Raw genomic sequence first — 624 nt, 5'->3', positions numbered from 1 at the left:
TGTCCCGCGTCAAGTAGTTGGCAGGGTTTCTTCGATTTCGAAGTTGGGGGTGGTGGGGTCGGCGGTGCCGGCGTAGACGTCGGCGGGCCGGTTCCAAGCGATCGCTTCGTGTGGTCGGACGTGGTTGTAGTCCTGCCGGTAGGCGTTCACGTGCTCGACGAGTTGGAGGCCGTCGTCGATCTCTTCCCGGAACAGCCACTCGTACTTCATCGTCCCGAAACCGCGTTCGCGTGACCCGTTCTGACCGGGCGTGCGGACCCTCGTGCGGACGTGCCGCAGCTCGGGGTGGAGCGCGATGAACGCTTCGAACGTGAACGAGCGGAACGGGCCGCCGTTGTCCGTGACGATCGTCAAGACCGGCAGGAATTCCCCGGTTGCCTCGTCGACCTGACAGTCATCGATCAGCGGGTGGCCGAGCAGCCTCTCGGCTTCGGCGAGGGCGAGTTCGACCGCGGTGACGGCGTCGTGCATGTTCGCGGTCGGGGACACGTGCGCGTCGAACTCGTACTTCGCCCAGTAGTCCCGGCATGACGCGATCCGCCAGGTCCCGCCGGTGGTGGTCTCGTACTCGGAGAAGTCGAGCTGCCAGACCTGGTTCGGGCCCGACGGTTCCGTCGCGAACGC

Annotated in this window: 1 protein-coding gene; it reads right to left on the bottom strand. The window is 65.9% G+C overall.

Annotation, left to right across the window (positions count from 1 at the left end; all coding sequences use genetic code 11):
- Positions 1-9: 9 nt before the first annotated feature.
- Positions 10-624 (bottom strand): integrase core domain-containing protein (locus MA875_RS17360; protein ID WP_248243449.1); only part of this gene is annotated, 615 nt, incomplete at its 5' end.

The organism is Microbacterium kunmingense (assembly GCF_023155745.1).
GTDB lineage: Bacteria > Actinomycetota > Actinomycetes > Actinomycetales > Microbacteriaceae > Microbacterium > Microbacterium kunmingense.
Note: the sequence above shows the minus strand (reverse complement) of the source record. Positions and strands in the feature narration are given on the sequence as shown.